Genomic DNA, 26,081 nt, shown 5'->3' on the forward strand with positions numbered 1-26,081 from the left:
GTATCCGGGGATGCCACTCATCCTTATTTATGTATGTTTAAGTTTATTTGTGGTGATTAGGTGTGTACTGCAGGTTTACAAGATTCGACGGGGAACCGTACTTTGGGAAGATGCTCGTCGCTATATCTTAATTGGAAGTGTTGCGCTACTTTTGTTTTTTATAGCTCTATGGTCAATTTGGGTTCATCGTTAGCTCTATAGTCGTCAATCTTAAGTGCAAATTTTTATTATTTTACGAAATCTTCCCCTGATCTTATCTGGATGCTAAAAAGATGTGAGAGACTCAAATAAGGGCACGCTGACCTGGAAGCGGGACATCCTGTATCTGGGAACGAGGGAGGCCGCGGAGATCGATGCAGCTGGCATGCACGTGACAATGGTCGATCATCTCGGGAGCCCGAGGATCGTGACCGGACCGACGGGGCAGGTAGAATCCCGGCAGAAGTATCTGCCGTTCGGGGAACTGTTGGATCAGAGCGGATCCAGCTACATCATTTCCAAGGGCTACACGAACCACGAGCAGACGGATACTTCGGGATTGATCTACATGCAGGCGCGGTTCTACATGCCGTGGATGGGACGGTTCACGTCCCCCGATCCCGCCAGAGACCAGCACTTCGAGGACACGCAGAGCTGGAACATCTATAGCTACGTGCGGAACAAGCCGATCATGAGCACCGATCCCACGGGCATGGAAGAGGCCATCAATGCGCACGCCCGAAAGGGTGCTGATAATGATGAAAGAGGATTACAGGACGACGATACCCAAAAGAAAAGAAAGAAGGCTGAGGTTGATAGGGGACGGCCAAAAAATACCAATGATGGAGAGCCTAAACCAGGGACAAAGATGATCCCTGCAGGAGGCATTGCTCCATCATTAACTCCCGGTAGTTTCCAGCCACTTATGCCTGCTACAACTCAATCTGTCTCAAATGATTCTGCCTCGACAAATGCAGCAACAATTTCAACTGCTATAAAAGCGACATCTCATACTTTAAAAATTGTGGCATCGATGGGAGATGGGCCAGTCGCAAAAGCTGCTGGATCCGCCGGTAAAGTGGCACCAATTGCTAGCATTTTGGGAGACATTAATAGTGCTAATGCGGGGAATATGACCAAAGCTCAGGTGGCAACAAATGCTGGAATAACAGCGATTCTATATGGTCTTGGAAAAGCCGCAGGGGCTGAAGTTGCTAGTTTTGCGGGTCTTATAGTTAGTGAAATTAAATGGGCAAACCAACAGATAGAGGATTTTGCAAAAACTTTTCCCACTCAATTTACTCCGAGGTAGTGATAAATATTTAAATTTATTTCATAAATTCAAAAGGTGTTGACAGTATGGCGACAATTAATTCCTCTCCTCCTATCTGCTCCCCCTCGGAAGGTATTCCTCCTCATAAGACCACTATTATAGCAATTATTAGATGTATTGGTATATTTTGCTTGATGTATTTATGCCTATTGGTATTTATCTATATATGTATGTATATTACTGATTGGCGATCGACTAACGTTAATATGCCTGTAATTCTTCTTTCGGCAATTACGGCTAAATTTGATTTCAATAAAAAATATTCAAGACTCTTCTCCATTTCGGAGTTTAAAAAAATATTTATATCTACTTTTGTTTTTGATTGTGGACTTCAGTATATTCTCTTGATGATTGGAACGGGCTGGGATTTTTCAAGAATTAATTTGGGAATTTATGAGATATTAACTATATGCTTTTCGCATGCTTTTATAATTTTTATTGGCTTTTTTCCATGGTCTCGTTTAGACGTAAAAAGAGATTCTGAAAAAACTAAATAATTTAATGGCAAATAAATCATTGTGGATAGATTAAATCTCTCGCGTCTGATTTTTGACAATCGATTTTCCTGCTTTTATTTGATTTCAGAAATCTCGACTTCTTTGATGATGGAGGGAGGGCGAGCGGATAGAACGCCAGTCACCCTACGGTACCGCGGAGATCGATAGCCGCAGGCATGCATATTACGATGGTGTGTCACTTGGGAAGGCCGAGGACGTGATAGGGCCAACAGGTTAGGTGGAGTCGAGGCAGAAGTATCTGCCCATTTGGGGAACTGCTGGATCAGAGCAATTCCAGCTACATCAGCTCGAAGGGCTACACGAACCACGAGCAGACGGATACCTCGGGATTGATCTACATGCAGGCGCGGTTCTACATGCCGTGGATGGGAAGGTTCACCAGCCCCGATCCAGCTCGGGATCAGCATTTCGAGGACACGCAGAGCTGGAATATCTATAGCTACGTGCGGAATAAGCCGATCATGAGTACCGATCCCACGGGCATGGAAGAGGCCATCAATGCGCACGCCCGAAAGGGTGCGGATAATGATGAAAGGGGATTACAGGACGACGATACTCAAAAGAAAAGAAAGGAAACTGAAAGGACCCGGACAAATACGGCGGTCGCCGGAAGTGTTGGAGCAGTTGCAACTCGAAGTTTGGTAGCCCAATTTGGTTCATGGCTGATGGGAGCGCTTAACACTGCTGGAACGGCAGTAGTCCCTTATGTAGCCGCATTACTTATGGTATCCGATGCATCGCCGGCGGCATTGGCCCAACAGAAGGCAAAGGAAGCCAATGCGGATGCGGCAAAGAAAGGTGACACGAAAGAGGGCAGTGATGAGACAGGAAAAACAACGAAGGAAATAAAAGAACGAAAAACTCCAGGAAGAGATGGCGGTAAGTCTGAGCATATTATTGAGAAAGAAGATGGGCAGACAATTTCGAAAACACACCGGGTAACAAAGGATGGCGAGATTGTTCATCAGCACCAGGATCATGTAGGCAAAAGTGGCACTATTCGCCGGTTTCCTGATGAGTGGACTGGGACCAAAACCAAGTAAGGAGAGAGGAGTGAATCATGCTGACAGAACAATTATCTAACGCTCTCTACACATTAGTTGATCCATCTATAGTTATTGGTAATAACGCCAAAACGTTAATTGAGGCCATACTTGTCGTTGAAGACAACCAATTAACTAAAGATATATTGAATTATTTGCTCGAAATGCATAAAAAACCTTTTATATCAGTAGTGGAAGTCAATAAATTGAGAGCCATGCTCTTTTTTACCTCGTACCCTTTGTTTGATACTCCGCGCTTAATTAAATTGGGGTTTTCTTTGATGGCATCCAAAATTGATACTAAAGCTGTGATGGAAAGGTTGGCTGAAATTGGAGAAGTGGAAAGGCGAGCGCTCCCCGAAAACGTACAGAACCTTCTCCAAGAGATCGGCTTCATTGTTGAAGATGCATCCGAAGGCTTTGGGGATATTGAAATTCCTGCAACATTTGCTATTGATATAATTGCTACATTTTAGGCTGTTGAAGCTTGAGAAGAAGGAGCGAATCTCTTTTGTGATTTCTCGTAATCACCCCTCATGCACATGTCTTTCACGAGGATTGCGGCGAGGTACCCCATGGCAATGACTGTAATGACCCAGTGAAAAGCTGCTCAGGGGATACTCCAAAGGAGACCCCCATGAGTGGAGCCATGGAAGACGAGATCAAACGATGGACGGCACGCCGGAAGGCGGCATTGGTGCTGGAGATCATCCAGGGGAAGACGACGGTGGCGGAAGCCAGCCGGGCCTTCGACCTTCCCCCCTCGGAGATCGAGGGATGGATGGAGGATGGCAAACGCGGCATGGAGAACGCGCTGCGGACGAAGCCCCTGGAGGTGAAGGAGCAGTACGAGCGTCAGCTCAAGGATCTCCAGGAGGCTTATGGTGAGGCGATGCTGGAGCTGCGCGCCCGAAAAAAAGCGGCGTCCCTGCTGGGCGAGGACGAGAAGTGATCGCCGCGGTCCGGCAGGGACTGAAGGACGAGGGGGTCACCATCCCTCTCAGCCGCTTTTGTGAATGGTTCGAGGTGCCGAGGCGGACGATGTACTACCGCTCCCGAAAGAAGCCGCCCGTTCTCCAGGACCGCTTCGTCCGGCCTATCAAGGCGCTCATCGAGCAGGAGCCTTCCTATGGCTATCGCACGGTGGCCCACCTCCTCGGTTTCAACAAGAACACCGTCCAGCGGGTGTTCCAGCAGATGGGCTGGCAGGTCCGCAAGCGGCCGACGGGCTTCCGTCCCCGCGTGGAGGTCAAGCCCTCCATTGCCGCCGCGCCGGACCAGCGTTGGGCCACGGATCTCTGCCGGATCTGGACCGGACGGGACGGATGGGCCGTCCTCGCCCTCGTCATCGACTGTTGCACCCGCGAACTGCTTGGCTGGCACCTCTCCCGATCCGGCAAGTCCAGGACCGCCGAGGCTGCCCTGGAGCAGGCCCTCATCACCCGCTACGGCACCCTGGGCCGCGTGGCCGAACCTTTCCTCCTTCGCTCGGACAATGGCCTCGTATTCACCTCTCGCAGCTACACCGCCCTCGTCCGCAGCTACGGCCTCCGCCAGGAATTCATCACACCCCATACCCCCGAGCAGAATGGCCTCTGCGAACGGGTCATCCGCACCCTCAAGGAGCAATGCGTCCACCACCACCGCTTTGAAACCCTCCAGCACGCCTCCCGTGTCGTCGGCGACTGGATCTGACGTGCCCCCGAGAAGTAGGTCCAGCGAGAATGAGCTTGCCCCCGTCCAAAGGAGGACAAGTTGCAGGCCAAACGATTTTCAGAGGAACAGATCATTCGAGCCTTGAAAAGGCATGAGGCTGGAGAGAAGGTTCCGGATTTATGCCGGGATTTGGGGATCTCCAAACAGACATTCCATCGATGGAAGGCGAAGTTTGGGGGGATGGAGGTCTCTGACGCCCGTCGACTGAAGCAATTGGAGCAGGAAAATGCGCAGCTACTGCGGCTCCTGGGGAAGCGGGAATTGGAGATTGAGGGGATGAAGCACCTCCTCTCAAAAAAATGGTGAGGTCCGGCGCACGAAAGCAGGCCGTTCGAGATCTGGTGCAAGGCCGGTTCGTGAGCGAGCGCCGGGCCTGTATCCTGCTGGGGGTCACGCGGTCGGCCTATCGTCGACCGAGCAGTTGCGTGGACTGGACGGAGCTACGCAAGCGCCTGATAGAGCTGGCGGGAGAGCGCAAGCGGTTCGGCTATCGGCGGCTGCACATGCTGCTTCGCCGGGAGGCTTTCTCCGTGAATGTGAAGCGGATCTACCGGCTCTACAAGGAGGAGGGTCTGTCGGTTCGAAAACGGATTCGAAAGCGGCTAAAGGGGGGCATGCGGAGAGATCTGCGCGTTCCGGCCCGGCCGAATGAGCAATGGGCCATGGACTTCACCTCGGATGCACTGGCTGATGGCCGTTCGATCCGGACGCTGAACGTTGTGGATATCTTTACGCGGGAATGCCTGGCCATCGAGGTAGACACAAGCCTTCCTAGCCTTCGGGTGGCTCGGGTGTTGGAACGGATCATTGATGAGAGGGGCCGCCCAGAGCTCCTCGTTACGGACAATGGCCCCGAATTCACCAGTCGAGTCTTCGACCAGTGGCGCCACCAACAAGGCATCGAGCACCATCTCATCCAACCCGGAAAGCCGATGCAAAACGGAACATGCGAAAGATTTAACGGACGGTTCAGAGATGAATGCCTCAACGAGCACTGGTTCGCCAGCCTACGAGAAGTTCGAATCATCACGGAAGCCTGGCGCCATGACTACAATCACTACAGGCTCCACGGACCTCTGGGCGGTATTACCCCCATCGAAGCAGCGCGTCGGTGGGATTCACTCCAGTCGCCTACGGCTCCTTCCGCGAATCCCACCGAGATCCTTTTCAACCCAGTAGGCTCATCCTGATTGGACCTAATCTGGGGGGCACGTCAGATCCACTTCTACAACCACGAGCGCCCCCACCAGGCCCTTGGCATGAACACTCCCCGTCAGACCTACCTGCTTAACAACCAATCCTGAGCAGCTTTCACTGGGTCATTACATACCAGCCTACCGAGCCTTCGGGTGACAAGGGTGTTGGACCACGTCATTGAGGAACGGGGGCGACCTGAACAGGTGCTGACGGACAATGGGTCTGAGTTCATCAGCAAAGCGTTTGATCAATGGAGTCATCAGCGCGGTATCCATCACCACTTCATCCAGCCGGGAAAGCCGATGCAGAACGGAACCTGCGAGAGCTTCAACGGACGTTTCAGGGATGAGTGCCTCAATGAACACTGGTTCTCCAGCCTCTGGGAGGCGAGAGCCATCACAAAAGCTTGGATGGATGATTACAATCATCGAAGACCCCACAGCGCCCTCGGTGGGCTTCCACCCGCCGTCGCCGCGCGCCGATGGGATTCACTCCGGTCGCCTACGGCTCCCTCCGCGAATCCCATCGAGATCCTTTTCAACCCCACAGGCTCACTCTGATTGGACCTATTGTGGGGGGCACGTCAGTCTAATTATCAGGGAACACTACATTCAGCGGGGACGGAATATCTGTTTATGGGCAAAGGGAGGAAGGCGACCAGCGTGCTGATCGCCTTCCTCGAATCTCAGCCCAACCCCGACTCCTTCCTATATTTGCTGCTGGAACTGGATGGGCTTTCAGGGGCTGACTAATTAGTATGGATGATAAATGCCTTTAATGGTGGTATTGGTGGTATAGTCTGGTAGACGCTTAATTGTCCAGGAACCACCCACGCCAGTATTTATGGGAGTGCCTGATGATTCAGCCTTCATATTGAGGTAAGGCCAAATTCCCAATTCAGCCAGCTCTTCTTCGGTGGGTTCTCCATAAAAGTCGCGCCTTAAAGATGCATTGGTTCTATCTGGGGTAAATCCGGGTAGAATCGGCGCGATATTTGTAAAAGAAACGGACCCATCCCCGATTTCTTGTGGCTTCCCGGGTAATTGAGTGTTAAGAGTAAATGTGCGTTCCTCTCCAACGTTAGGTAAATATGATAATAGCGAATAATCTTGAGATGTTACAGGGAAATTGGGCTCTGTCCATTCAAGGTATTCTGAAGAATCGAGCCTTGCGCCATCACAGGTTCCCGCACTATGAAAGTATAAGGAACCAGAACCAATGGATACGTTTATCCTATGGATACCTCGCGACAAAGTGATCTTCTTTGTGATATGAGCATTGCTGCCATATGAATTCTCATAATTAAATACCAGAGGCTGTGAACCGTCCTCATTACACCTGAAAATTTTTGCCATGCTGGTTGGGTGATCAATATCTCCGGGGAAATAAAAATCAAAATAATAATCAGAGGTTGTTGGAATATATACAAAATATTCGCGGGATTGAACGTTGTTTTGACTTGCTATTGCAAGCAATGTTTGGGCCATTAATACATATCCAACACCAGAAATAACTCCGGTAAGCATTTGGCCGTAGTAGGCGCCAGCATAGGCGCCATAATATGTTCCATAGTATTGGGTGTAGTAGGCGGTAACCCACTCACGAACTTGATTGACAGCAGCATCTCGAAGAAGCGGACTATATGCAGATTTTATGACTTCAATTGCATAAAAATTCGAGCTAAGCCCTGCTGTCACTTGGGTGGGACTTAGTAGGGGAAGATCCATCCTCTTAACTCGGAAATTTGCATTTCCAGCTAAGGTCAAATTGATCTTGTAGTAGCCTCTAAGATCCTCCGTAGGATGACTTTGGGCCACCAATAATGAACATAAGGTCAAGGAAAATAGCCCTGAAATGTATTTTAGGCCTAGCATCATCTGTCCTCCTGTAAACTTCGGATGATATCAAAGCAGAAAATTGGGTCCCCAGACATCGTTATTCACGATGTTGTGATGCGAATCACAGGGGTAATTGGATTTTATTCCCGCGATGCTGCTTGATCACAGGCGAGGGAGTTGATAGGTCCCTAGTGAGAGATGAATCGAAGATAGATTTAATATCAATTCTGCGCGTTTAGGAACTCCTGGAATTCGAGGGAGGTTCCCTTTTAGAGCCGTAAGAATTGAACTGATTGGACTGGCTGAAGGTTCAAGCACTCCGGCCAATGACCGGAGGTACCCCAGACACAACAAACATGCCCTTGAGTCCTCAATTTCTCTCCTTCACTTCGTTCTTCACCCCGGACACCACGTGCCCCGTAGGCCCCACTTTGGCGGCGGTGTCGCAGTAGCCGGGTTGGTCGTCGAAGAAGAAGTCGGGTTCGAATTCGCGGAGGAAGTCGGCTTTGTCGAGGCCGCCGAGGAACATGGCTTCGTCCACTTGGATGTTCCAGGCCATGAGGGTGCGGATGGGGCGCTCGTGGGCGGGGACGCTGCGGGCGGTGACGAGGGCGGTGCGGAGGCGCATGGGCGCGTCGGCGGCCATCTCCTGAAGGGGTTGGAGGGCCTGGAGGAGCGATTTGAAGGGCCCCGCCGGGAGGGGGACCGCGGCCCGTTCGATCTCGTAGGCCTGGAAGGCGGCGAGGCCGCCTTCGGCGTAGATGCGCTCGGCCTCGTCGCCGAACAGGACGGCGTCGCCGTCGAAGGCGATCCGAATCTCGTCGGGATGGCGGTCGGCGGCGGTGGCGCTGTCCGGATACACGCGGGCCGCGGCGAAGCCCGCCTGGAGCGCGGCGCGGACGTCCTTCTCCTGGGCGGAGAGGAACAGCGTGGCGCCCAGCGACCGAAGGTACGGGAAGGGATCCCGGCCGCGGGTGAACACGCCCCGCTCGATGGGAAGCTCCGCGGCGAGGGCGCTGCGGAAGGCCCGCATCCCGCTCACGGGATCATTGCGCGACAGGATCACCACCTCCACCCGCTGCTGTCCGCCGGTGTTGAACGCGAGGAGCTTCTTCACCAGCGGGAAGGCGACGCCGGGGCGGGCGGGCTGGTCCAGCCGCTCCAGCTGGAGCTGCATGTAGGGCCGATCGTCCCCCTCCTCGAATACCCGGTTCTCCTCCTCGAAATCGAAGAGCGCGCGGGAGGAAATCGCGACGACGAGCTTGCCTGCGAGGGACCGGGACATGGGGGTAGGGTAGCGGAAAGGGGGCAGCGGAATGCCACCCGGTAAACTGGGTCATGCCGCGCTTCTATTTCGACGCCAACGCCACCGTGCCGCCCCATCCGGCGGCAGTGGAGGCGGTGGCGCGGGCGATGGTGGAGGACTGGGGCAATCCCACCAGCACGCACCGCGAAGGGCAGCGGGCGCGGTTCCGGATCGAGGAGGCCCGGCGGGAGTTGGCGGTGGTCCTCGGTGTGGCCGCAGGGGAGCTGGTGTTCTGCGCCAGCGCTACGGAAGCCCTGCACCTGCTCATCCGCGGCCTTCAGCCCGCCCTGGGGGACCGCCCCGCGGCGGTGTTCCCGGGCGAGCACAGCGCCTGCCTGAATCCGCTGCGGGACTGGGACAGGGTGGCCTGGCTGCCGGAGATGCCCGGCGAGTGCGCGACGATGGCCCAGATGGCCGCCAACAACGAGACGGGCCTCCTCTACGCCATGCCGCCGGCCCTGGACGCCGTGCGGATCAAGGACTGCGCCCAGGCCTGGGGGAAGGTGCCTGTGGACCTGTCGGACTGCGACGCGGCGGTGTTCAGCGGGCACAAGATGGGCGGTCCGCGGGGGGCGGCCCTGCTGTGGATGCGATCCGGTCTGCCGTGGGAGGCGGTGATGGAAGGTCCCCAGGAGCGGCGGCGGCGGGGCGGGACCGAAGACCTGCCCGCCATCCTGGGACTGGCGGTCGCGGCGCGGCACGTGGCGGAGCGCGAGGCGCAGAATGCCGCCCTGGCGCCGGTGAGGGATGCTTTCGAGGCGGAAGTCCTCTCCTGGAACCGGGAGATAGAGGTCGTCGGCGGAAACCAGCCGCGCCTCCCCAACACCAGTTGCCTCCTGATCCGCGGCCGGAACGGGGAGGCGCTCCACGCCGGGCTGGACCTGGCGGGATTCGCCGTGAGCACCGGAAGCGCCTGCCACAGCGGATCCGTGAAGCCCAGCCACGCCATCACGGCCCTGGGCTACACCGCGGACGAGGCCCGGTCGGTGATCCGCGTCTCGATGCTGCCCGACGCGCAGTCCGCCGAGGTGGAGGCCCTGGCGGCGGTCCTCAAGCGGCTGGCGTGATCTCAAGGCGAACGTGGGCGGAGCGCACATGATCGAGCACATCCTCTTCTTCTTCGCGCACAACCCGCTGCTGATGCTGTTCGCCGTAGTGGCCCTGGGCTATCCCATCAGTAAGATCCGCATCGCCGGAGCCTCCTTCGGGATCGCCAGCATCCTGTTCGCGGGGATCGCCCTGGGCGCGCTGGTGATGGCGCCGGGGCTGGATCCCGCCCTCAAGAAGGACATCTCGAAGGAGATGAAGCTGGTCTACGAACTGGGCCTGGCGGTGTTCGTCTACGCCATGGGTCTGTCGATCTCGCACAGCTTCTGGGCCGCCTTCAGCCGGGAGGGCATCAAGAAGAACGCCGTGGTGTTCCTGGTGATGCTGGCGTCCACCGCCTTCGTGGTGGCGCTGGCCAAGGCCCTGGGGTTCAACGCCCGCTATGCCGCGGGCCTGCTCACGGGCAGCTTCACGAACATGCCGGCCCTGGCGGGCGTCATCGAGCGGGTGAAGGGCATGGCGGGCGTCGGCCCCGTGGAGCTGGCGCAGCCCACGGTGGCGTCCGCCATCGCCTATCCGGTGGGCGTGCTGGTCCCCATGCTGGTGATCCTCGTCAGCGCCAAGGTGTTCGGCGTGAACCTGCGGGAGGAGGCCGACGGGCTGAAGGACTACCAGGCGGGTCACCAGAAGCTGGAGGCCTGGACCCTCCGCGTGACGAAACCCGAGGCGGAATCCCTCAGCAAGCGGGACCTCTGCCGGGCGGGGCGGCTCCACGTGGTGTTCGGCCGCGTGCTGCGCAAGGCGGAGCTGCTGCTTCCCGGGGCCGACTTCCGGCTGAAGCTGGACGACCTCGTGACCGTGGTGGGCGCGCCCGACGACCTGGCCCAGGTGGAGGCGCTCATCGGCGAGCGCAGCCACGTGGAGCTGGACCGGGACCAGAGCGCCTTGGACGCCACGCGGGTTTTCGTGTCGCGCTGGGACGTGGTGGGCGTGCCCCTCGGCAAGCTGGACCTCGTCAACCGGCACCAGGCCATCGTCACCCGCGTCCGCCGCGGGGATCTCTGGTTCGTGCCCGACGGCGACACGGTCCTGGAATTGGGCGACCGCGTCCGCGTGACCACCCGCCGCGACAACATCGAAGCCATCGAGGAATTCTTCGGAGACAGCTACCGCGACCTGAGCGAGGTGAGCTTCCTGACCTTCGCCATGGGGCTGGCGGCGGGCCTGGCGCTGGGGCAGGTGCCCATTCCCCTGGGCCATGGGATCGTGTTCAAGCTGGGCTTCGCGGGCGGGCCTCTGGCGGCGGCGCTGGTGCTGGGGCGGTTCCACCGCATCGGACCCCTGGTCTGGAACTTTCCGTACAGCGCCAACCACACCGTCCGCCAGTTCGGGCTGGTGCTGTTCGCGGCGGGTATCGGCGTGATCTCCGGCGAGGGCTTCCGCGCCATCCTGTCGCACGACGCGTCGGTCCTCCCCCTGTTCCTCGGCGCCGCATTCCTGGTCTGCTTCCTGGCGGATTCGCTGACGATGGTCCTGGGCCACAAGCTGTTCGGCATCCCCCTCAACGTGATGTTCGGGATCCTGGCCGGGACCCACACCCAGCCCGTGGTGCTGGGCTACGCCAGCCACCACACGGGCAACGAACTGCCCAACGTGGGCTTCGCCACCGTGTATCCGCTCGCGACCATCCTCAAGATCGTCCTGGCGCAGGTGCTGCTGGCGCTGATCCCGTAGCCAGCCTCATCCCACCAGAAACCGCGTCAACGGTGGACAGGTTTTTTCTTGGCGCCCTTGGCGTCTTGGTGGTGAATCAGTTTTCTTCTTTCCCGACGGATCTGCGGACGCTCGCTCCTCGCTGAGGCGGGAGGAAGAAAAGGAACACCGCCAAGGGCGTCAAGAAAGGCTGGCAACCCTCGCCAGGGGCTTTTCTTGGTGTCTTGGTGGTGATCCTTTAATCTTTTGAATGCAAAGCTGCCTCATCGGCCCCGAAGCAGCGCGGCCACGGGCTTTCCGTCGGGTGCTTGGGCCCAGCGGATGCCCAGCCACGCCGCCGCGGTGGGGGCGATGTCCCAGGCGGGCAGGTCCGGCAGAGTGCCTTCGCCCGCGCCGAGGACCACCAGCCACGCCCGCATGAGTGCGGCCTCGGAGGCGTAGGCATGGGCGCCCGCGCGACCGCGGCGCTCGGTGGCTTCCTCCCGGCTGTTCCGGGCCTGGGACAGCCACGTGCCCAGCGGCGCCAGGACGACGATGTCGCCCACTCGGGGGTTGCCCGCGAGGTGGTAGCGGGCGGGCACCTGGGCGCGCGGCCAGGCGCGGAGCCCCGCCTTCCGGAGCCGCGCCAGAGCGGCGGGGGCGTCCGCGGGGCGCTTCAGGTAGACGTAGGCGCTCCCGCCGTGGGCGACGAGATCGGCGGGAAGGCCGTCCAGGACGCTGGGGAGGTGGACGCGGCGCTTCATGGAAGCCATGCCGTGATCGGCGGTGAGGATGACGCGCAGGCCCGGGTGGGCCGCCCGCATCCGCTCCAGCCAGGGGGCCAATTCCGCGTCGAGGGTTCGCAGTTTGGCAAGGGTCTCCGGACTGCGGGGGCCGTGGTGATGGCCCTCCTCGTCGGTGCCGGAGAAGTAGCCCATGACCAGCCGGGCGCCTTCCGCCAGGGCGGCTTCGCAGAAGGCCAGGCCCTCGGCGTCGGTCCGGCCCGCCTGGAACGACTGCATCCGCCAGGGCGTCACGCCTTCCCAGGGGCCCGTGGCGCCCACCCAGTGGAAGACGGCGGTGCGGACGCCGCTCCGGGTGGCGGCCACCCACAGCGGCTCGCGCTGGATGTCCTCCACCCGGTGCGCGGCGGGAACGAAGCCGTGGTCCTCCGGCCGGTAGTAGGCGTTGGCGACCACGCCGTGGTGCTCGGGCCAGCAGCCCGTGGCCAGGGTGATGTGGCCGTTGAAGGTGGTGGCGGGGAAGGGCGGGCGGACGGCGCCGCGGAGGCCCTTTTGGGCCAGCGCCCACAGCTGGGGCATGGTGTCGGGGCGGAACTGGTCGGCGCCCAGGCCGTCCTCGCTGAGGATCAGCACCGGTCCTTCCGCGACTTCGGGAGCCGCGCCGGCCCGCGCCGGGAGGAAGAGGAGCAGGAGGGCGAGAACGGCGGAACGGCGCATCCCTCCAGCCTATCAAGCTACCCTGAAGCCATGTCTGGACTCCCGAACGCTCCCCGCTGGCCCTATCCGCTGCTCCGCCTCAAACCCGGGAAGGAGGGCCTGGTCTCCAAGCGCCATCCCTGGGTCTTTTCCGGCGCGCTGGCGCGGCCGTCGGAATCGCCGCTGGTGCGCCTGGCGGACGATTCGGGTTGCGTGATCGGCGTCGGCACGGCCAGCGCCGGAAGCGCGCTCGCGGCGCGGGTGTTCCGCTTCGAGGATGCGCCTCTGGACGAAGCCTTTTTCCGGGGGCGGTTCGAATCCGCGCTGGCCCTCCGCAAGGAACTGGGCCTGTGGGAGCCGGAGGGCGGCTGCCGGTGGGTGTTCGGCGAGGGCGACGGCCTCCCCGGCCTCGTCGTGGACCGTTACGCCCAGGCGCTGGTGATCCAGGTCGGGACCGCGGGCCTGGAGGCCCTTCGCGAGGTGTGGTGGCCCGTCCTGTTCGAGTTGGGCAAGCGGGAGGGCATCGCCGCGTTCGTGGAGCGCAGCCAATCGGGCCGCCGAGAGGAGGGGCTGGATCCCGTGAACCGCCTGCTGAAGGGCAGCCTGAGCGGCCCGGTCACGGTGCGCGAAGGCGCCGCGAGGCTGAGCGTGGACCTGCTGCGCGGCCAGAAGACCGGGTTCTTCCTGGACCAGCGCGACCACCGCCTGCAGCTTGGCCGGGTATCGGAGGGGAAGCGGGTGCTGAACGCCTTCGGCTACACCGGCGGATTCAGCATCCACGCCGGTCTCGGCGGTGCCGCCCAGGTGGCGACCCTGGACATCAGCATCCCCGCCCTTGACCAGGCGGACCGCGACTGGGCCGCCAACGGGCTGGATCCCGCCGCCCACGTGCGAATGGAAGGGGACGCCTTCGACCTGATGCGCCAGCTGGAGCCGGCCGCATGGGATCGCGTGATCGTCGATCCTCCCGCCTTCGCCAAGCAGCGGAAGGACGTGGACAAGGCCTTCAAGGCCTACAAGGATGTCTTCCGCCTCGGCGCCCGCGCCACGGCGCCGGGTGGGATGCTGTGGTGCTTCTCCTGCAGCCAGCACCTCGACCGGACGCGCTTCCAGGAAGCCGTGTGGACCGCCCTCCTCGAAGCCGGCCGCGAAGCCCGCGTCCTCGCCCACCTCGGCCAGCCCGCCGACCACCCCTACGCCCTGAACCACCCCGAGGGCTTCTACCTCAAGGGACTGTGGTTGAGCGTGGATTGATACCACTTTGCATTCAAAAAAATAAGGATCACCACCAAGACTCGAAGGACACCAAGAAGGCATCTCCAGTGGATAGAGCTTTTCTTGGTGCCTTGGTGCCTTGGTGGTGAAAGAAAACCTTGATCTTGATCGCCTATTGATTATGAGAAAAGGAATTTAGAAAGCGGAGGAGAGTGGAAAGGCAGAGGAAAGCGGAGGAAGACCGGCTTTCTTTTCTCCGCTTTCCTCCGTGCCTCTGCTCTCTCCGCTTTCAAAATGCTTTTCCGAAAAGCGGGACCTACCCCAGCCCCGCCACGGCCTCGTCCCCGCCCTTTGCGATCGAGGCCCCGAGGCTCAGGTCCAGCAGATGCGAGGGCTTGACGTTGCCCATGGCGCCCAGCATGGACGCCTTGAGCCGGGGGATGGTGGTCTCCAGGGAGGCGACGAGTTCCTTCACCTGCTTGCGCCGGCTCTCCAGGCTGGAGCAGCCGCACAGGGGGCAGCCGCAGGGGACGATGGGGAAGCCCCGCAACCACGCGTAGCGCTGGAGGTCCTTCTCCTCGCAGGTGCCCAGGGGGCGGATGACGGTGTTGGCGCCGTCGTCGCTGACCAGGCGCAGGGGCATGGTGCTCAGGCGGCCCTCGAAGAACAGGTTGATCAGCAGGGTCTCGACCAGGTCGTCCAGGTGGTGGCCCAGGGCGATCTTGGAGAAGCCCTGCTGCTTGGCGAAGGAATACAGCACGCCCCGCCGCAGCCGCGAGCAGATGATGCAGGGCAGCTCGTCGGGCTTGCTCCGCACCATCCTGTCGATGGGGGCGGAGATGACGTGATGGGGAACGCCGATCCGCTCGCAGGTTTCGGCGATGGGATCGGGGTTGAACTGGGGAAAGCCGGGATCCACCGTGGCGGCCTCGACCTGGAAGGTCACCGGCGCCCGCTTCCGAAGGCGCTCCAGGATGTCCAGCAGGGCCCAGGAATCCTTCCCCCCGCTGACGGCGACGAGGATGCGGTCGCCCGCCTCGATCAGCCGGTGGGCGGCATTGGCCTCGCCCAGGCGGCGCGCGAGCTTCCGCTCAAGGGCGGGAAGGCCCTTGAGGTCGGCCTCGGTCGGAGGCAGGGCGAGGCTGGGAAGGGCGCAGGGATTGCTCATGGAGGGCACGTCACAAAAAGGAACGATAGCATTCCTCTGGCGCCGCTCATGGATGCTGCATGAAGGGAAATTGGCTTTTTCGTGCCATTTGAATATATTCGTCACCACACGTATCTGAGAGGTGAACGATGGGCTTCCTCCTCTCCTCGCTTCTTCTCGTCTGCACCGTGGCGGCCGCCGCGCCTTCCGAATCCGGGAGCGCGCCGGCGCCGTGGCGGGCCTACGACCTGGGGCGGCACCACCGGCGCGTCGCCACGCAGGTCCCGGCGGCCCAGGCGGCCTTCGACCAGGGGTTGGTCTGGGCCTACGCGTTCAACCACGAGGCCGCCGTCCGGGCCTTCCAGGAGGCGCTGCGCCTGGATCCCGGCTGTGCCATGGCCTGGTGGGGGCTGGCCCTGGTGAACGGTCCCCACATCAACAATCCCGCCATGGACGAGGCCCAGGCCAAGGCGGCGTGGGAGGCTCTGGGCGAGGCCCGGAAGCGCGCCGCCCAGGCGCCGCCGGTGGAGCGGGCGCTCATCGAAGCCCTCGGAACCCGCTACGCCATGCCCAATCCCGCGGATCGCAGCGCCCTGGATGCGGCCTACGCCCGGGCCATGGCGCGGGTGGCCGCCCGCTTCCCCAAGGATGCGGACGTGGCGGCCCTGTACGCCGAAGCGCTCATGGACGTGCGGCCCTGGGACCAGTGGACGCGGGCCGGCGAGCCCCAGCCCGGCACGAAGGAGATCCTGGCCGCCCTTCGCCGGGCCCAGGCGTTGGCTCCGGACCATCCCCTGGCGCTCCACCTCGCCATCCATGCCTACGAAGGCTCGCCCCATCCCGAGCGGGCCAGGGTCGCCGCGGACCGCCTGCGCCGCCTGGTGCCGGACGCGGGGCACCTGCTCCACATGCCCGGCCACATCTACGCGTGGATCGGCGATTGGGGCGGAGCCGCCGAGGCGAACGAGCGGGCCATGGAGGCCGACGGCCGCTACCGAACGCGCCAACCGCAGATCGGCTTCTACGGGCTCTACATGGTCCACAACGCGGACTTCCTGGCCTACACAGCCCTCATGGAAGGCCGCAAGGAGGTGGCTCTGGCCCAGGGTAGGGCGGTGGTGGCGGCCTTCCCCCTGGATTGGGTGGTGGCCAACGCCACCTTCGCCGAGGCCTTCGCCACCCGGCACTGGGAGACGCTGAAGCGGTTCGGCCTCTGGGAGGAATTGCTGGCGGAACCCGCGCCGGACGCCCGGTTGCCTCTGGCCACGGCCTATTGGCACGCCCTGCGGGGCACGGCTTTCGCCGCCACGGGCCGCGGCGCGGAAGCCCTGAAAGAGCAGGCGGCCTTCGAGGCGGCGCTGCCCGGGATTCCGGAGACCCACGTCTGGGGCTCCAACAACGCCCGCCAGGTGATGCAGGTATCCCGCGCCTTCCTGGCCGGCGAAATCGCCTTCGGGCAGAGCCGGACGGACGAGGCCGTCGAGCGCCTCCAGGAAGCCGTGCGCCTGGAAGACGGCCTCAAATACGACGAACCGCCCGCCTGCGTCGTCCCCGCCCGCCACGCCCTGGGAGCCGTGCTCCTGTCCGCCGGTCGGGCCAAAGAAGCCGAAGCCGTCTACCGCATGGACCTCCGGGCCTATCCCGCCAACTACTGGTCCCTGCTGGGCCTGCGGAAAGCGCTGACGGCCCAGGGGCGGACCACCGAGGCCGCGGCCGCGGAGGAAAACCTGCGGCGCGCCCAGGCCCGGGCGCAGGTGAGGGCCGAGACCTCCTGTTTGTGCGTGAAGGAGAAGGGCTGAGACCGCTCCGGAGGAGGGCCTACATCACGCCGCAGGCCCGGCGCTCCCCGCGCACGATCTGCCCCTGAACGTCCCGCACGTAGTCGGGACAGGTGCAGTCCGGACAGGTGTTGCTGGCGGTCTCGGAACACAGGTCGGCGAAGGTCACCTTCTCCATGAAGGCAGAGATGTGGTCGGACAGGCGACTCCACAGGACGCGGCTCATCCGCTCGTCGGCCATCAGCAGGCGGTCGGCGGCGATGGGATCCTCCTTCGCCACGGCGTAGAACCCGCTGTCGGTGAGGCGGAGGATCTCGCCCACGCTCACCTGATTGCAGGGCCGGGTCAGGATGTAGCCGCCCTTGGGCCCGCGGACGCTGGCGACGATTCCGGCCTTCTTCAGCTTGTTGAAGATCTGTTCGAGGAAGGGCAGGGAGAGCTTCTGGCGCTCGGCGATCACGTGCAGGGGCACCGGCTGGCCGTGGCTGTGGTGGGCCAGGTCGAACAGGGCCTGCATGCTGTACCTGCCTCGGGCCGAGATCTTCACGAACGACATTCTCCGGGTCCAGGCTAGTATTCTTGAGCGAATGAGTCAAGTTTAAGGGGAGGCCACATTGACCGGGAAGAGCCCCATGACGGCTGCCCTTTTGGCCCTCGCCACGCTGGGCGCGGCGGCCCAGAAGGCGCCTGTATCCCCTCCCATTCCTCCCGCGGCGCCGGGCGAGCTCCCCTGCGACGCGAAGGACAAGCAGCCGCTGCTCCTCGGCCGCGCCACCCGGGAAGCGGTGCTGTCCCACCGGGCGGTGTTTCGCGAGCGGACGGTGGCGCTCAAGCTGGCGCCCGATCTGAAAGCCCGGTGGGCGGCGATCCGGCGGCCGTTCACCCTCGTCGCGGTGTTCGGTTCCTGGTGCGGCGACAGCCACGAGCACCTGCCGCAGCTTCTGGCCCTGGAAGCGGATCCGAATCCGTTCATCGACGTGCAGTACCTGGGCGTCTACCGCGACAAGGCCCTGAATCCCGCCGCGTGGCCGCAGGGCTGCCCGCCGCAGCCGGTGACGCGGGTTCCCACCTTCTACCTGTTCGCCCTCCAGCCCGGCGGGGTGCAGAAGCTGGTGGGCACGGTGGTGGAGCATCCGCCGAAGGAGGGGCAGTCCATGGCGGAAGCCCTGGTCGAGCTGACGGAGAGGGCAAGCCGGTCCTAGCGGCGGCGGGCAAAAGCCGGCAGAGCCCGCGGGAAGGGCTTTTCGAAGGGGATTGGGCCTCAAGCTGGGACCTTCTTTCCGCCGATGAGACGACACCATGCTCTGGCGCGCCCTCTTCCTGTCCACTGCACTTTTCTGCGGCCTGAGCGCGGCGGAACCCATTCGGGTGGCCGTGGACGAGTGGACCACCGTGAATCCCCTGCTCCTGTCGAGGGACGTGGACGGGGAAGCCGTGGACCTGGTCTTCGACCGGCTCGTCACGCTGGACGCCGGCGGGAACTTCATTCCGGAACTGCTGGAGAAGTGGACGGTGCTCAAGGGCGGCCGGGAGGTCGTCCTGGACCTGCGGCCGGGGATGACCTGGCACGACGGGTCTCCGATCGAAGCCGAGGACGTGGTCTTCACGTGGCAGAGTCTGCGCCTGCCGCAGGTGCGGGCGCTGGCGGACACGGTGGGAGGCGTGACGAGCCTCGACAGCGTCGTGGCCGAAGGTCCGCTGCGCGTCCGCATCCGCCTCTCCCGTCCGCGGGGGACGCTGCTTTCCGACCTCTACAACTTCATCCCCGTTCCCCGCCGCCACTACCGCGTGGGCGCCCGGCCCATGGCCGAGCCGGTGAACTTCCTGCCCGTGGGCTCGGGTCCGTATCGCGTCGTGGAGCGCGCCACCACGAAGCTTCTCCGGCTGGAGCGGTGGGATGGCTACAAGGGGCCCCATCCGGGCGCCTGGCCCGCGTTCGAATTCCGGGATCCCGCCGGCGAGCGATCCACGGCGGAAGCCATCCTGGCGGGCCGGTACCACTTCGCCGCGACGGCGGCGCTGCCCCACTACCTGGTGCGGAAGGGCGCGCTGGGCAGCGACCGTCTCCAGGTCTTTTCCGTGCCCCAGGCCGCGTTCGGGGCCTTCTTTCTGAACTGCGATCCGCGCCGCAGCCTCCTGGGCGAACTGGCGGTCCGGCAGGCATTGGCGGAACTGGTCCCGTGGGAGGAGTTCGCCCGCGCGCGCCAGTTCTTCCCCACGCGGCTGGCGTCTTCTTTCTGGCCGCCGGAGAGCTGGGCCCATGACGCCACGCCCCGGCCGCTGCCCCAGATCGGGCGGGCGGAGGCCATCCTGGAAGCTGCGGGTTGGCGGATGGGACCCAATGGGATCCGCCGCGACGCGCAGGGGCGGCCTCTGACCCTGGTGGCCTACGAGCAGAACTCCTCTACGCGGCGAAGCACCGCCCGGCTCCTCGCCGAGCGCGCCGCGAAGGCGGGCATCCGGATCGAGGTGCGGAAGCTGTCGTTCCAGGCGCTCACGGAGGCGTCGGCCGCCCACGAGGGCGACCTCTGGTCCTACGGATGGACGACCTCCCTCGACCCCGACGTGGACAGCCCCCTGTTCACCCGGGAGGGCTACCGCACCAAGGCGAACGTCAGCAGCTACCTGAACGCGGAAGTGGACCGCCTGTTCGACGAGGGCCGCCACACCCTGGATCCGGAGGTCCGGAAGAAGATCTACCTCAAGCTGTCCGAGATCATCTGGCGCGACAAGCCCGTGATCCCCCTCAACTACAACCTGGCGCGGATCCTCGCCACGCGGCAGCTGAAGGGTGTGGGCTTCAACGTCCTGGGCCAGAGCTACGGGTTCTGGCCCGGGAAGCGCGGCTGGACCCTGACGGAATAGGCCGTCGGATCAGACGGATCAGAGCCGGTCGAAGCGGATGATCTCCACTTTTCCGGCCTTGCCCTTGGGGGCTTCCTCGCGGTCGCGTTCCCGCGGGGCGCGCTCGGGGCGGGATTCCGACCGCGATTCGTGCGAGGGGCGGGACTCGCTCCGCCGGGGCTCGGGGGCGGGTTCGGGCCGCGGCGCGGGCTTGGGGGGAAGGGCGGCGGGCTGGCGCTCGCGGCCCGCCCACACGGCGCCCACCTGCTTGACGCGGTCCACGAGGCGCGTGGGTTCCAGCACCTGGATCCCGTCGCCGAACTGCATGGCCCAGCGGGCGATGGCGCGGAGGTCCGTGGCGGTGAAGGAGACCAGCGCCTGGCCGTCGCCCTGCTCCTCGATCTTGAAGTGGGGGAAGGCGGGGGGCGCCTGCTTGATGGCGAAGACCCACTGCTTCAGCAGCGTGGCCTTCACGGCGATGGGCTCGCCGCCCAGCCAGCCGCCGATCTGATTGGCGGGCGTTCCCTCGGGGTAGGGCCCCTGGGCCGCGCGGCCGACGCCCTCCACCGCGTTCACCTCGGCGAGCAGATCCACCCGGTGGTGGCGCTCGGCGTTGTAGCGGCGGTCCCAGCCCCACACGAACCACGCCTGGCTGAGCGCGTCGAAGGTGAGCTGGCGCGGCTCGAAGGTGCGGGGCGCGTTGGCGTCGCCGTCCGCGAAGATGAACTCCACGGCTCGGCCCTCGCGGATCGCCGCCAGAAGAGCCTCCACCAGGGCGGACGGGGCCGTCGCGGCGACGGGCTTGGGAGCGGCCACCGCTTCCGGCACGGGAGCGGGCACCGGCAGGGGGGCGGCGGATTCGGACGGGGCGGAAACGGGCTCGACGACCGGCTCTTCGGGCTTCGCCTTGCCCTTCGCGGCGCGGGTCTTCGGGGCGGGTTCGGAGGCACCGGCCTTCTTGGAAGCGGCCTTCTTCGCGGGCGCAGCCTTGGCCTTCGGCGCGGGCTGCTCTTCCTCCACGGCGGCGGTCACGGGCTTCTTGCGGGGGGTCTTGGTCACGGCCATGGTGTCGAGGCTCCTGGGCCATCATCGCTGAAGGCGGGGTGGCTGTCAGCTGTCGCGTCTTCCCCTCAGGGCGCGGAGCGGGGATGCATCCGGTCGTAGAGGGCGCGGAGCCGGGCCTGGTGGACGTGCGTGTAGATCTGCGTCGTGCTGATGTCGGCGTGGCCGAGCATGGCCTGGACGGCGCGGAGGTCGGCGCCGTGGTCGAGGAGGTGGGTGGCGAACGCGTGGCGGAGGACGTGGGGACTCACGGCTTCCGCGCGGAGGCCCGCGGTGCGCGCGTAGCCCTTCAGCAGCCGCCACAGGTGCTGGCGGCTGAGGCCCTCGCCGCGCTGGCCCACGAACAGTTCGCCGCCGCGGGGCCGGAAGCCGGGCCGCAGGGCCAGCCAGGCGCGGATCCACCGCTCGGCGCCGGAGCCGAAGGGGACGAGCCGCTCCTTGCGGCCCTTGCCCATCACCTTGAGGAAGCCTTCGTCGAGGAAGACCGCCAGGGCGGGGAGTTCCGCCAGTTCGGACACGCGCAGTCCGGAGGCGTAGAGGAGTTCCAGCCAGGCGCGGTCGCGCACGCCTAGGGGCGTGGCCGTGTCCGGCGCGGCGAGGAGGGCGTCCACCTGCGTTTCGCCGAGGGTGCGCGGCAGGATGCGGGGAGGGCGCGGCGGCTTGACCACCGCTTCGGGACCGGCGCCTTCGCCGCCCTCCATGCGCAGGAAGGCGAGGAAGGCGCGGAGGCTGGAACTCATCCGCGCAAGGCTGCGCGGGGCCTTGCCTTCGGCCTGTTGGGTCACGAGGAACGCGGTGAGCTGGTCGCGGTCCAGATCCGTGGGGGACAGCTCGCGGCCGCAGGCCCAGATGGCGAGATGGCTGAGGTCCGCGAGGTAGCCGGCGGCGGTGTTCGCCGACAATCCCCGCTCCACGGACAAGAAGGTGCGGAATTCGCGCAGGCTGGCCGCCCAGCCCAGGGGCCAGCCTTCATCGGGTTCTTGATGGGTTCGGGGACGGGGCATGGACATTTCCTGGAGGCCGTTCCAGCCAACCTACCCGGAGTTTGGCAATCCCGCGGAGAGTGTGTTACGGTTTCCGGGTTCGTTTGGAGGAGCCCACGATGGCTGATGTACGTAAGAAGGTCATTGCGATCATTGCCGAGCAGCTGGCCAAGCCCGAGGATTCCATTTCCGAATCCAGCCACTTCGTGGACGACCTCGGCGCCGACAGCCTCGACACCGTCGAGATCATCATGGCCATCGAAGAGGCGTTCAGCCTCGAGATCCCCGAGAGCGAGCAGGAGAAGATCCGCACGGTGGGCGATGCGATCGCCTACATCGAGAAGCACGCGAAGGCCTGATCCTACGCGATCCCGTCGTGCCGCAGCGCCCCCCGGCCCTGCGGCACGTTCGTTTTCAGACTTCCATCGACCTTGAGGTGAAGCCATGACCAGGACCGTCCAGCGCCGCCGCGTCGTCATCACCGGCATGGGAACCGTCAATCCCTGCGGTCTCACCGTGCCCGAGACCTGGGACAACCTTCTCGCCGGAAAGAGCGGGATCGGGCAGATCGACCGCTTCGATGTGTCCGATTTCGCCTGCAAGATCGCGGGCCAGGTGAAGGGTTTCAATCCCGATCTGTTCATCGACAAGAAGGAACAGAAGAAGATGGACATCTTCATCCACTACGCCCTGGGCGCGGCCCACGAAGCGTGGGTGGACGCGGGCTACGACCAGATCGAGCTGACCAAGGCCGAGCGCGAGTTGTTCGGGGCCTACATCGGCAGCGGAATCGGCGGCCTCAGCACCATCTGGGAGGAGGCCAACGGCTACCGCGGACCCCGCCGCACCAGCCCCTTCTTCATCCCCAGCCTCATCGTGAACCTGGCCAGCGGCCAGGCCAGCATCAAGTACGGCCTCCAGGGGCCCAACAGCGCCGTCGCCACGGCCTGCGCCACGGGCGCCCACGCCATCGGGGACGCGGCCCGCCTCATCGCCTTCGGCTACGCGGACCGCATGATGGCCGGCGGCAGCGATTCCGTGGTGAACCAGCTCGGCGTGGGCGGATTCGCCGCCATGCGCGCCCTCAGCACCCGCAACGACGAGCCCGAGCGCGCCTCGCGGCCCTTCGACGTGGATCGCGACGGGTTCGTGATGGGCGAAGGCGCCGGCGTCGTCATCCTGGAGGAATACGACCTCGCGAAGGCCCGCGGCGCCAAGATCTACGCCGAAGTGGTCGGATACGGCATGAGCGGCGACGCCAACCACATCACCAGCCCCGCGCCGGAGGGCGAAGGCGGCCAGCGGGTGATGCGCGCGGCCATGAAGGACGCGGAGATCGCCCCCGAGCAGGTGGGCTACATCAACATGCACGGCACCAGCACCCCCGTGGGCGACAAGCTGGAGTGCATGGCCATCCACAAGGTCTTCGGGGAGCACACCAAGACGCTCAAGGTGAGCAGCACCAAGTCCATGCACGGCCACCTCCTGGGCGCCGCGGGCGGGCTGGAGACCATCGTGGCCGTCATGGCCGTGAAGACCGGGAAGATCCCTCCCACCATCAACGTGGATCACCAGGATCCGGAATGCGACCTGGACGTCACCGCGAACGTCGCCGGCACGCTGGACGCCGAATATGTCATGAACAACGGCTTCGGCTTCGGCGGCACGAACGCCTGCCTGGTGTTGCGCAAGGCTCAGTAGAAGATTCGCCACCAAGACACGAAGGCACCAAGAAAGGCTGTTTCTTTTCTTGGTGCCTTCGTGTCTTGGTGGTTTGCTTTTGGATCTATGGCCAAGGCGATCCCCTTCAAGCTCCACGCGCCCTACCAGCCCGCCGGCGACCAGCCGGAGGCCATCGCCCAGCTTGTGGAGGGGCTGAAGCGGGGGGATCGGGCCCAGACGCTGCTGGGCGTCACCGGGTCGGGCAAGACCTACACGATGGCCTCCACCATCGCGCGGGCGGGCCGTCCGGCGCTGATCTTCGCGCCCAACAAGACGCTGGCGGCGCAGCTGTTCAGCGAGTTCAAGCAGTTCTTCCCCGAGAACGCCGTCGAGTACTTCGTCAGCTACTACGACTACTACCAGCCCGAGGCCTACGTGCCCGAGCGGGACCTGTTCATCGACAAGGACGCCAAGATCAACGAGGAGCTGGAGAAGCTCCGCCTCAGCGCCACCCGCTGCCTGCTGGAGCGGCGGGACACCATCGTGGTGGCCTCCGTGAGCTGCATCTACGGCCTGGGCGATCCCACCTCGTACCTCAACCTGTCCGTCCACCTGAAGGCGGGCCAGACCATCGACCGGGCCATGCTGCTGCGCGACCTGGTGGCGATCCAGTACCAGCGCAACCACCTCAGCTTCGAGCCGGGAATCTTCCGCGTGCGGGGCGATGTGGTGGAGGTCTATCCGGCCTACGAGGACGTGGCCTACCGGATCGAGCTGTGGGGCGACGAGGTGGAGCGGCTGTCGAAGATCGATCCTCTGCGCGGGACAGTCCTTGAGAAGCTGGACGAACTGATGATCTGGCCCAAGACCCACTACGTGACGCCGGAGGACAAGCTCAAGGCCGCCATCCGCGACATCAAGGCCGAGCTGGAGGTCCGGGAGAACGAGCTTCGCGCCGCGGGGAAGATCGTCGAGCTCCAGCGGCTCCACCAGCGCATCATCTACGACGTGGAAATGATGAAGGAGATGGGGCACTGCAGCGGCATCGAGAACTACAGCCGCTTCCTGGACGGTCGCCAGCCCGGCCAGCCGCCCCACACGCTCCTCGACTACTTCCCCGAGGATTTCGTCGTCTTCATGGATGAGAGCCACGTGGCCACGGGCCAGCTCCACGGGATGTACAACGGCGACCGCTCCCGCAAGAGCACCCTGGTGGAGTACGGGTTCCGGCTTCCCTCCGCCCTGGACAACCGGCCCCTCCAGTTCGAGGAATTCGAGAGCCGCGTCAAGCAGGTGGTCTACGTGTCGGCTACGCCCGGCGCCTACGAGCTGCAGCAGAGCGGCGGGGCCTTCGTGGAGCAGGTGGTGCGGCCCACGGGGCTGGTGGATCCCATCGTGGAGGTGCGGCCCGTGGGCACCCAGGTGGATGATCTGCTCGAGGAGATCCGTAAGGTGGTGGCCCGGGACGAGCGCGTCCTGGTGACCGTGCTCACCAAGCGGCTGGCGGAGCAGCTCACCGCCTACTACCAGGAGCTGGGCATCAAGGCCGAGTACCTCCACAGCGAGATCGACACCCTGGAGCGGGTGGAACTGCTCAAGAACCTGCGGCGCGGCGTGTTCGACGTCCTCGTCGGGATCAACCTCCTGCGGGAGGGGCTGGACCTGCCGGAGGTGAGCCTGGTGGCGATCCTGGACGCGGACAAGGAGGGCTTCCTCCGCAACACCCGCAGCCTCATCCAGACCATCGGCCGCGCCGCCCGCAACGTCCAGGGCAAGGCCATCCTGTACGCCGACGTGATGACCGGCTCCATGGAGCAGGCCATCGGCGAAACCGAGCGTCGGCGCCAGAAGCAGCTGGCCCACAACGCGGAGCATGGGATCACGCCGGAGACGGTGAAGCGCAACCTGGACGACGTCATGGGCGAGGCCCTGGCGCGCGAATTCATCAACGTGCCCAAGGAGGAACGCGCCGCCGAGGAGCCGCTGCTCTACCTGGAGGACAAGGCCTTCGAACGCGAAGTGGCCAAGCTGGAGAAGCGCATGAAGGAACTGGCCTCCCAGATGAAGTTCGAAGATGCGGCGGAATTACGCGACAGGATCCTCCGTGCCCGGCGCGAACGATTGATTTTGGCCCCTTGATGCGTGAGGTCTCGTGTATGCCGCAGGCATACCGAGAGGAGGCGGCGGAACTCCGCGACCGCATCCTCCATGCCCGCCGGGAGCGGATCCTGGAGGCCCGCGGACCGCTGGCGGCGGGACCGGCCGGGCCGCCCGCCCCCTGA

The 26,081-nt window shown here is 63.3% G+C and carries 25 protein-coding genes; 18 read left to right on the forward strand and 7 right to left on the reverse strand.

Annotated elements, in window-relative coordinates:
• Positions 1 to 10: 10 nt before the first annotated feature.
• From RAH39_RS14070 to RAH39_RS06015, 8 genes are all read left to right on the forward strand, one after another.
• Positions 11 to 193, forward strand: coding sequence for a hypothetical protein (locus tag RAH39_RS14070; RefSeq protein ID WP_373467343.1), 183 nt, complete (start codon positions 11 to 13; stop codon positions 191 to 193).
• A 183-nt stretch (positions 194 to 376) separates the two neighbouring features.
• Positions 377 to 1,291 (forward strand): RHS repeat domain-containing protein, encoded by a 915-nt coding sequence (locus tag RAH39_RS05985; protein ID WP_306592108.1) that lies wholly within the window; start codon positions 377 to 379, stop codon positions 1,289 to 1,291.
• A 793-nt stretch (positions 1,292 to 2,084) separates the two neighbouring features.
• Positions 2,085 to 2,873, forward strand: coding sequence for an RHS repeat-associated core domain-containing protein (locus tag RAH39_RS05990; protein ID WP_306592109.1), 789 nt, complete (start codon positions 2,085 to 2,087; stop codon positions 2,871 to 2,873).
• A gap of 17 nt (positions 2,874 to 2,890) precedes the next feature.
• Entirely contained in the window at positions 2,891 to 3,349 is a 459-nt protein-coding gene (locus RAH39_RS05995; protein WP_306591898.1) for a TenA family protein, read from the forward strand.
• A gap of 161 nt (positions 3,350 to 3,510) precedes the next feature.
• Complete coding sequence (locus tag RAH39_RS06000) at positions 3,511 to 3,825, forward strand: DUF1153 domain-containing protein (protein WP_373467344.1); 315 nt, start codon at positions 3,511 to 3,513, stop codon at positions 3,823 to 3,825.
• Positions 3,822 to 4,568 carry an IS3 family transposase gene (locus tag RAH39_RS06005; RefSeq protein ID WP_306591900.1) on the forward strand — a complete coding sequence of 249 codons (747 nt, stop codon included), beginning with the start codon at positions 3,822 to 3,824 and terminating at the stop codon, positions 4,566 to 4,568. Before RAH39_RS06000 ends, RAH39_RS06005 begins: the two co-directional genes overlap by 4 nt.
• Positions 4,569 to 4,628: 60 nt before the next feature.
• Positions 4,629 to 5,779 (forward strand): IS3 family transposase gene (locus RAH39_RS06010; RefSeq protein WP_306591901.1). Its coding sequence is split into 2 segments (ribosomal slippage): positions 4,629 to 4,881 and positions 4,881 to 5,779, totalling 1,152 coding nucleotides; the frame shifts between segments, so codons are not numbered across the junction.
• A 159-nt stretch (positions 5,780 to 5,938) separates the two neighbouring features.
• Entirely contained in the window at positions 5,939 to 6,346 is a 408-nt protein-coding gene (locus RAH39_RS06015) for an integrase core domain-containing protein (RefSeq protein ID WP_373467345.1), read from the forward strand.
• A gap of 192 nt (positions 6,347 to 6,538) precedes the next feature.
• On the opposite strand, the gene RAH39_RS06020 is transcribed toward RAH39_RS06015, so the two are convergent.
• Positions 6,539 to 7,663, reverse strand: a complete 1,125-nt coding sequence (locus RAH39_RS06020) for a hypothetical protein (protein ID WP_306591902.1) — start codon at positions 7,661 to 7,663, stop codon at positions 6,539 to 6,541.
• A gap of 331 nt (positions 7,664 to 7,994) precedes the next feature.
• Positions 7,995 to 8,909 (reverse strand): 5'-nucleotidase, encoded by a 915-nt coding sequence (locus RAH39_RS06025; protein WP_306591903.1) that lies wholly within the window; start codon positions 8,907 to 8,909, stop codon positions 7,995 to 7,997.
• Between the two features lie 53 nt (positions 8,910 to 8,962).
• On the opposite strand from RAH39_RS06025, the gene RAH39_RS06030 reads away from it, so the two are divergent.
• The gene (locus RAH39_RS06030; protein ID WP_306591904.1) at positions 8,963 to 9,997 is read left to right on the forward strand and encodes a cysteine desulfurase family protein; all 1,035 of its coding nucleotides are present in this window, start codon (positions 8,963 to 8,965) and stop codon (positions 9,995 to 9,997) included.
• A gap of 28 nt (positions 9,998 to 10,025) precedes the next feature.
• Positions 10,026 to 11,711, forward strand: a complete 1,686-nt coding sequence (locus tag RAH39_RS06035) for an aspartate:alanine exchanger family transporter (protein ID WP_306591905.1) — start codon at positions 10,026 to 10,028, stop codon at positions 11,709 to 11,711.
• 242 nt (positions 11,712 to 11,953) lie between these two features.
• Here the strand turns inward: RAH39_RS06035 and RAH39_RS06040 are convergent, their stop codons facing one another.
• Positions 11,954 to 13,129, reverse strand: coding sequence for an alkaline phosphatase family protein (locus tag RAH39_RS06040; RefSeq protein ID WP_306591906.1), 1,176 nt, complete (start codon positions 13,127 to 13,129; stop codon positions 11,954 to 11,956).
• A gap of 30 nt (positions 13,130 to 13,159) precedes the next feature.
• On the opposite strand from RAH39_RS06040, the gene RAH39_RS06045 reads away from it, so the two are divergent.
• Positions 13,160 to 14,362, forward strand: a complete 1,203-nt coding sequence (locus RAH39_RS06045) for a class I SAM-dependent rRNA methyltransferase (RefSeq protein WP_306591907.1) — start codon at positions 13,160 to 13,162, stop codon at positions 14,360 to 14,362.
• Between the two features lie 277 nt (positions 14,363 to 14,639).
• Here the strand turns inward: RAH39_RS06045 and ttcA are convergent, their stop codons facing one another.
• Entirely contained in the window at positions 14,640 to 15,491 is an 852-nt protein-coding gene (gene ttcA / locus RAH39_RS06050) for a tRNA 2-thiocytidine(32) synthetase TtcA (RefSeq protein ID WP_306591908.1), read from the reverse strand.
• Positions 15,492 to 15,619: 128 nt separating this feature from the next.
• Between ttcA and RAH39_RS06055 the strand changes: the two genes are divergently transcribed.
• The gene (locus RAH39_RS06055) at positions 15,620 to 17,269 is read left to right on the forward strand and encodes a tetratricopeptide repeat protein (protein ID WP_306591909.1); all 1,650 of its coding nucleotides are present in this window, start codon (positions 15,620 to 15,622) and stop codon (positions 17,267 to 17,269) included.
• Positions 17,270 to 17,288: 19 nt separating this feature from the next.
• Here the strand turns inward: RAH39_RS06055 and RAH39_RS06060 are convergent, their stop codons facing one another.
• Positions 17,289 to 17,804: an RrF2 family transcriptional regulator gene (locus RAH39_RS06060; protein WP_306591910.1), complete on the reverse strand. Its 516-nt coding sequence runs from the start codon at positions 17,802 to 17,804 to the stop codon at positions 17,289 to 17,291.
• A 76-nt stretch (positions 17,805 to 17,880) separates the two neighbouring features.
• On the opposite strand from RAH39_RS06060, the gene RAH39_RS06065 reads away from it, so the two are divergent.
• Together RAH39_RS06065 and RAH39_RS06070 are read left to right on the forward strand one after the other, a co-directional pair.
• Positions 17,881 to 18,450, forward strand: coding sequence for a thioredoxin domain-containing protein (locus tag RAH39_RS06065; RefSeq protein WP_306591911.1), 570 nt, complete (start codon positions 17,881 to 17,883; stop codon positions 18,448 to 18,450).
• Positions 18,451 to 18,547: 97 nt separating this feature from the next.
• Positions 18,548 to 20,113 carry an ABC transporter substrate-binding protein gene (locus RAH39_RS06070; RefSeq protein WP_306591912.1) on the forward strand — a complete coding sequence of 522 codons (1,566 nt, stop codon included), beginning with the start codon at positions 18,548 to 18,550 and terminating at the stop codon, positions 20,111 to 20,113.
• Between the two features lie 18 nt (positions 20,114 to 20,131).
• On the opposite strand, the gene RAH39_RS06075 is transcribed toward RAH39_RS06070, so the two are convergent.
• Positions 20,132 to 21,157: a helix-turn-helix transcriptional regulator gene (locus RAH39_RS06075; RefSeq protein ID WP_306591913.1), complete on the reverse strand. Its 1,026-nt coding sequence runs from the start codon at positions 21,155 to 21,157 to the stop codon at positions 20,132 to 20,134.
• Between the two features lie 65 nt (positions 21,158 to 21,222).
• The gene (locus RAH39_RS06080; RefSeq protein ID WP_306591914.1) at positions 21,223 to 22,158 is read right to left on the reverse strand and encodes a site-specific tyrosine recombinase XerD; all 936 of its coding nucleotides are present in this window, start codon (positions 22,156 to 22,158) and stop codon (positions 21,223 to 21,225) included.
• A gap of 98 nt (positions 22,159 to 22,256) precedes the next feature.
• Here RAH39_RS06080 and acpP point away from each other — a divergent pair, with 98 nt between their 5' ends.
• The 4 genes from acpP to RAH39_RS06100 all read left to right on the forward strand — a co-directional run bounded on the left by acpP (position 22,257) and on the right by RAH39_RS06100 (position 26,081).
• On the forward strand, positions 22,257 to 22,496 hold the full coding sequence (gene acpP / locus RAH39_RS06085) for an acyl carrier protein (RefSeq protein ID WP_243288255.1): 240 nt from the start codon (positions 22,257 to 22,259) through the stop codon (positions 22,494 to 22,496).
• An 85-nt stretch (positions 22,497 to 22,581) separates the two neighbouring features.
• Positions 22,582 to 23,838 carry a beta-ketoacyl-ACP synthase II gene (fabF, locus tag RAH39_RS06090; protein ID WP_306591915.1) on the forward strand — a complete coding sequence of 419 codons (1,257 nt, stop codon included), beginning with the start codon at positions 22,582 to 22,584 and terminating at the stop codon, positions 23,836 to 23,838.
• Positions 23,839 to 23,925: 87 nt separating this feature from the next.
• Complete coding sequence (uvrB, locus tag RAH39_RS06095; protein WP_306591916.1) at positions 23,926 to 25,938, forward strand: excinuclease ABC subunit UvrB; 2,013 nt, start codon at positions 23,926 to 23,928, stop codon at positions 25,936 to 25,938.
• A 17-nt stretch (positions 25,939 to 25,955) separates the two neighbouring features.
• Complete coding sequence (locus RAH39_RS06100) at positions 25,956 to 26,081, forward strand: hypothetical protein (protein WP_306591917.1); 126 nt, start codon at positions 25,956 to 25,958, stop codon at positions 26,079 to 26,081.

Source organism: Geothrix sp. 21YS21S-4, assembly GCF_030845995.1.
GTDB lineage: Bacteria > Acidobacteriota > Holophagae > Holophagales > Holophagaceae > Geothrix.

Excerpts from the sequence above, each read along its gene's own strand:
- RAH39_RS06035 (WP_306591905.1), top strand. The coding sequence starts at position 10,026 with ATGATCGAGCACATCCTCTTCTTCTTCGCGCACAACCCGCTGCTGATG.
- RAH39_RS06030 (WP_306591904.1), top strand. The coding sequence starts at position 8,963 with ATGCCGCGCTTCTATTTCGACGCCAACGCCACCGTGCCGCCCCATCCG.
- fabF (WP_306591915.1), top strand. The coding sequence starts at position 22,582 with ATGACCAGGACCGTCCAGCGCCGCCGCGTCGTCATCACCGGCATGGGA.
- RAH39_RS06100 (WP_306591917.1), top strand. The coding sequence starts at position 25,956 with ATGCCGCAGGCATACCGAGAGGAGGCGGCGGAACTCCGCGACCGCATC.
- RAH39_RS14070 (WP_373467343.1), top strand. The coding sequence starts at position 11 with ATGCCACTCATCCTTATTTATGTATGTTTAAGTTTATTTGTGGTGATT.
- ttcA (WP_306591908.1), bottom strand. The coding sequence starts at position 15,491 with ATGAGCAATCCCTGCGCCCTTCCCAGCCTCGCCCTGCCTCCGACCGAG.
- RAH39_RS05995 (WP_306591898.1), top strand. The coding sequence starts at position 2,891 with ATGCTGACAGAACAATTATCTAACGCTCTCTACACATTAGTTGATCCA.
- RAH39_RS06060 (WP_306591910.1), bottom strand. The coding sequence starts at position 17,804 with ATGTCGTTCGTGAAGATCTCGGCCCGAGGCAGGTACAGCATGCAGGCC.
- RAH39_RS06000 (WP_373467344.1), top strand. The coding sequence starts at position 3,511 with ATGAGTGGAGCCATGGAAGACGAGATCAAACGATGGACGGCACGCCGG.
- acpP (WP_243288255.1), top strand. The coding sequence starts at position 22,257 with ATGGCTGATGTACGTAAGAAGGTCATTGCGATCATTGCCGAGCAGCTG.
- RAH39_RS06080 (WP_306591914.1), bottom strand. The coding sequence starts at position 22,158 with ATGCCCCGTCCCCGAACCCATCAAGAACCCGATGAAGGCTGGCCCCTG.
- RAH39_RS05985 (WP_306592108.1), top strand. The coding sequence starts at position 377 with ATGGTCGATCATCTCGGGAGCCCGAGGATCGTGACCGGACCGACGGGG.
- RAH39_RS06055 (WP_306591909.1), top strand. The coding sequence starts at position 15,620 with ATGGGCTTCCTCCTCTCCTCGCTTCTTCTCGTCTGCACCGTGGCGGCC.
- RAH39_RS06025 (WP_306591903.1), bottom strand. The coding sequence starts at position 8,909 with ATGTCCCGGTCCCTCGCAGGCAAGCTCGTCGTCGCGATTTCCTCCCGC.
- RAH39_RS06065 (WP_306591911.1), top strand. The coding sequence starts at position 17,881 with ATGACGGCTGCCCTTTTGGCCCTCGCCACGCTGGGCGCGGCGGCCCAG.
- RAH39_RS06020 (WP_306591902.1), bottom strand. The coding sequence starts at position 7,663 with ATGATGCTAGGCCTAAAATACATTTCAGGGCTATTTTCCTTGACCTTA.
- RAH39_RS06075 (WP_306591913.1), bottom strand. The coding sequence starts at position 21,157 with ATGGCCGTGACCAAGACCCCCCGCAAGAAGCCCGTGACCGCCGCCGTG.
- RAH39_RS06040 (WP_306591906.1), bottom strand. The coding sequence starts at position 13,129 with ATGCGCCGTTCCGCCGTTCTCGCCCTCCTGCTCCTCTTCCTCCCGGCG.
- uvrB (WP_306591916.1), top strand. The coding sequence starts at position 23,926 with ATGGCCAAGGCGATCCCCTTCAAGCTCCACGCGCCCTACCAGCCCGCC.
- RAH39_RS06070 (WP_306591912.1), top strand. The coding sequence starts at position 18,548 with ATGCTCTGGCGCGCCCTCTTCCTGTCCACTGCACTTTTCTGCGGCCTG.
- RAH39_RS06045 (WP_306591907.1), top strand. The coding sequence starts at position 13,160 with ATGTCTGGACTCCCGAACGCTCCCCGCTGGCCCTATCCGCTGCTCCGC.